Here is a 3,564-nt window from a genome sequence, read left to right on the forward strand (position 1 = left end):
TGGTCTTTTTTTAGTCATGATGTTATAACTCCTTTATTATTGATGTTATTTTACATGACCTTAAAAAAGTTGTCTAGTTAATTGTAACCTATCCATTTCTTGAATCTTATTCTGTAAATCAAACAAAGATGTTTGACGATGGACAAAAGGCGTTTTCAGAAGAATTTACTAAGCTACATGATACAGCATTTTCAAGAAAAGATCCAAATAAAGGGCGTGTTTATGGACTTAGTAAAATGAAAAAAATTCTTGAAGAATATAATATGAATTATGCGATAGAAGCACCTCGTGAAACATCAGGAGACAAAAAAACAACATATTGGAAAGTAGTTAAATTTAACCGGGAATCTGACGAGTCAAAATCAGAATAACTACAACTGGATAGAATAGCATAAGTCGTTTCGATTGTGTTTGTTATTTGACTAAATCGGTAAATTACACAGATTTATTTAATGAGACGAATTTTTATTTATTTTATCATGAAGAGTTATGCTAACTGTCCGAGAAACGGGTCACGTACAGGGCGGAGAGGGAGTTTGCCTCTCTTGCAATTTTTTGGATTGGCAGCTATAATTGGTTTAACAAGGTCGAGGATACTATGTCACGGGGCACTGCCATTTATTCTGAATAAGGGCAAAAATGGCTAACCCGCCGACATAGACAAAAAGACCTTGCATTGAAGCTTTTAACAAAGCTTTTATGCAAGGTCTTTTTTTATCCTCAACCCGAGAAAATACAGGGATTTCTGCTTGCGAAAAGAGAGCGTTCACCATGGAGTGGCGGGCATAACTGACAAAGCCAGAGAGAATAAAGAAAAATGCCTTTTACAGAATAAACGGCTAACCCGCCGACATAGACAAAAGGACCTTGCATTAAAGCTTTTAACGAAGCTGATGCAGGGTCTTTTTTTATCCTCAACCCGCGAAAACACAGGGATTTCTGCTTGCGAAAAAGAGCGTTCACCATGGAGTGGCGGGCATAACTGGCAAAGCCAGAGAGAATAAAGAAAAATGCCTTTTACAGAATAAACGGCAGTGCCCCGCGACACAACCACCCGCATAGCGGGTGGTTTTTCTTTTTCGGGCATAGCCCTTTTTCACTGGCTGCGCATAAATGCGCTTTTTATTGGTCTGCCAGCCATGCAACTTTTATTTACTACCCGTAAACGGGTCTCTAGGATCAAACAAACTTAATTGGTCTGCTTCCTTATCTCGTTTTAACTGATTTGCTATATATTCTGTTATGGCTTTTGTGTCTTTTCCAACTTTATCTACATAATATCCTTTGCACCAAAATTCGCGATTTCTATACGCAAATTTCATATTCCCAAACTTTTGAAATATCATTAAGCTACTTTTCCCTTTTAGATATCCCATAAATCCTGAAACGCTTATCTTTGGTGGTATACAAACCAGTAAATGTATATGATCTGGGCATATTTCTCCCTCAATAATTTCTACGCCCTTCCATTCACATAAAGTTCTCATTATATCTCGCAGTTCTTGCCGTTTTTCCTTATAAAATACCTTTCTACGATACTTCGGTGCAAAAACTATATGATACTTACAATTCCACTTCGTATGTGCTAAACTATGTGTGTCATTGTTTTTTTGTTTTGACATTTAGTGACATCTCCTAATGTATAATCTGTATTTTAAGCTGGCAGGCTTATATACAGGTTACCACATTAGGGTTTACCGCTTAAGCTTTCCGGAACCACGCGACTATCGCGTGGTTTTCTTATATACAAAAAATAATGTTGAGGCAAGCTATCATTCATTGCTTACCCCAACATTTATTATAGAACCTAAATAATTAGCAAAATGGAAAGCCGAGAGTTGTTTTCAGCTTCCCGTTTTGCTAATTACGTCTAATATGTTCAAACATTACAGACAAATAGACCTATCGCCATAATCCAAAATACCTCTAAACTGATGTATCAATTGAACCTATCGAAGGGTCTGTACTTGCCACATAACTATTTTTTTGACTTGCTCTTGCGGCATTATTCCACGCCGCATTATATATAGAACAAAGCTCAGATTCACGGGCGTTTTCTGCCTTTGTTCCATAGGAAATCCATTTACCATTTGAGTAAGAAGCTACCATTTCGCCATTACTGTCGTAAAATTCAGCATAAGATACATCCGTTGCTTCTTTACGATATTTAACGTTCCCAAACAGATAGTCAATCAAGTTAAGTGTTGTAGGTTGTGGATATTTATTTTTGAATATGGCTGTTAATCCGTCTTTGATAATATTTTTTCTGTCTGGAGAAACAGTAGAGACATAACTTTTTACTAAGTTTTTAAATCCAGTGGAGTCCGATTGAAATTTTCCGGCAAACTGATCTTTTTTTGCCTGCGCTATTATAGCCTCTCTGTATTTTTTATTGCTCATGGTAGGAGCTTTTTTGGTATTAAAGTTGAAATCGCTATAATCAGGCAAGGATACATCGCCGTTTTTCCCAGTGTCAGATAATAGCCGACTTTGTGCAAAGGTGCCATAGTTGTCTATTCGCATTTTATATATCCTTTCTTATTATTTGGGTTATTTATTGATTTCCAATATATATCGGAATTTTTCGATAAAATCTTAATTTTTATAATATGAAAGATAACTGTCAGGTAGTTGTTGGGAAAAGGATACAAGGCCGCTTTCCCCATAAAAACAGTCTTTTTTTAGTTTGTAGAGCGTTCTTCGAAGGGTTTTGACTCAAAATGGAGAATAGTATACCAAAATCGAACATGGCGGAAGGTGTATATGGAAGTAGCGGTTGGCTGGGAATAGCAGTGAAAAAACGCGAAAGGAGGTGGATACCACATGGAACTGGATTTGAGGCAGTATAAGCTTATTGTGGAATCATCACCGAATATGATATGGCGGGCAGGGACTGATGGAAAATGTAATTATTTTAATCAGACGTGGCTAAAATTCACCAATCGGACAATTGAACAGGAGCTTGGATATGGCTGGGCGGCGTGTATAGCCTGCGGGGATTGATGCTGAATGTTATAGCGGATAGAGCTGATTGGTGCAAACAGTTTGGCATTTCTATAAGTGAAGAGGATTGGACTTGCGATAAACTTCCTGCGACAATGGTTACGGATATGGGGAGTGAATACAAATCAGAAAACTTTGAGCAAATTGCCGAGCTGAGCGATAAAGTAATTAATCTTCCTTCCTATAGACCTGAATTGAAAGGAATGGTGGAAAAATTCTTTGATGTGGTTCAGTCAACTTATAAAAAGCACTTGAAAGGCAAAGGTGTAATTGAGCCTGATTATCAAGAACGTGGAGTACATGATTACAGGAAAGATGCTTGCTTGACTATGTCAGACTTTGAGAAAATTATTCTTCATTGCATCATTTATTACAATTCTAAACGAATCATTGTGGTACTATGTCAAGAAAAAGTACAAGTTAAACAGAGAACTCCATCAGATTTTTAATTCAAGCAGAATATGTGTTTGATTTGAGATATTCTTTTTCATATTGATTAGGTGATATAAAATCGCAATGACTATGAATTCGTTTTGTGTTATAAAAAGTTTCAATGTATTC

At 36.7% G+C, this 3,564-nt stretch carries 7 protein-coding genes; 4 read left to right on the forward strand and 3 right to left on the reverse strand.

All coding sequences use genetic code 11. From position 1 onward, the window contains the following. Positions 1-128: 128 nt before the first annotated feature. On the forward strand, positions 129-371 hold the full coding sequence (locus HNR32_RS13505; protein ID WP_183863552.1) for a hypothetical protein: 243 nt from the start codon (positions 129-131) through the stop codon (positions 369-371). A 777-nt stretch (positions 372-1,148) separates the two neighbouring features. Here HNR32_RS13505 and tnpA read toward each other — a convergent pair. Together tnpA and HNR32_RS13515 are read right to left on the reverse strand one after the other, a co-directional pair. Next, complete coding sequence (tnpA, locus tag HNR32_RS13510) at positions 1,149-1,622, reverse strand: IS200/IS605 family transposase (protein WP_183863554.1); 474 nt, start codon at positions 1,620-1,622, stop codon at positions 1,149-1,151. A gap of 304 nt (positions 1,623-1,926) precedes the next feature. Then, positions 1,927-2,523 carry a hypothetical protein gene (locus HNR32_RS13515; protein ID WP_183863556.1) on the reverse strand — a complete coding sequence of 199 codons (597 nt, stop codon included), beginning with the start codon at positions 2,521-2,523 and terminating at the stop codon, positions 1,927-1,929. 197 nt (positions 2,524-2,720) lie between these two features. On the opposite strand from HNR32_RS13515, the gene HNR32_RS14295 reads away from it, so the two are divergent. From HNR32_RS14295 to HNR32_RS13525, 3 genes are read left to right on the forward strand one after another with little or no spacing between them, the layout of a single operon-like run. Beyond that, positions 2,721-2,849 carry a hypothetical protein gene (locus HNR32_RS14295; protein WP_260162789.1) on the forward strand — a complete coding sequence of 43 codons (129 nt, stop codon included), beginning with the start codon at positions 2,721-2,723 and terminating at the stop codon, positions 2,847-2,849. Further along, positions 2,824-3,003, forward strand: coding sequence for a PAS domain-containing protein (locus HNR32_RS13520; protein ID WP_183863558.1), 180 nt, complete (start codon positions 2,824-2,826; stop codon positions 3,001-3,003). The genes HNR32_RS14295 and HNR32_RS13520 overlap by 26 nt, the downstream gene beginning before the upstream one ends. Then, a complete protein-coding gene (locus HNR32_RS13525; RefSeq protein WP_231038158.1) occupies positions 3,003-3,452 on the forward strand; it encodes a TnsB C-terminal domain-containing protein in 450 nt (149 codons plus the stop codon). The genes HNR32_RS13520 and HNR32_RS13525 overlap by 1 nt, the downstream gene beginning before the upstream one ends. A 1-nt stretch (position 3,453) precedes the next feature. On the opposite strand, the gene HNR32_RS13530 is transcribed toward HNR32_RS13525, so the two are convergent. Then, positions 3,454-3,558: a hypothetical protein gene (locus tag HNR32_RS13530; protein ID WP_375782649.1), complete on the reverse strand. Its 105-nt coding sequence runs from the start codon at positions 3,556-3,558 to the stop codon at positions 3,454-3,456. Between the last annotated feature and the right edge of the window lie 6 nt (positions 3,559-3,564).

Origin of the sequence: Pectinatus brassicae (genome assembly GCF_014201835.1) — a bacterium.
GTDB classification, from domain to species: Bacteria; Bacillota; Negativicutes; order Selenomonadales; family Selenomonadaceae; genus Pectinatus; species Pectinatus brassicae.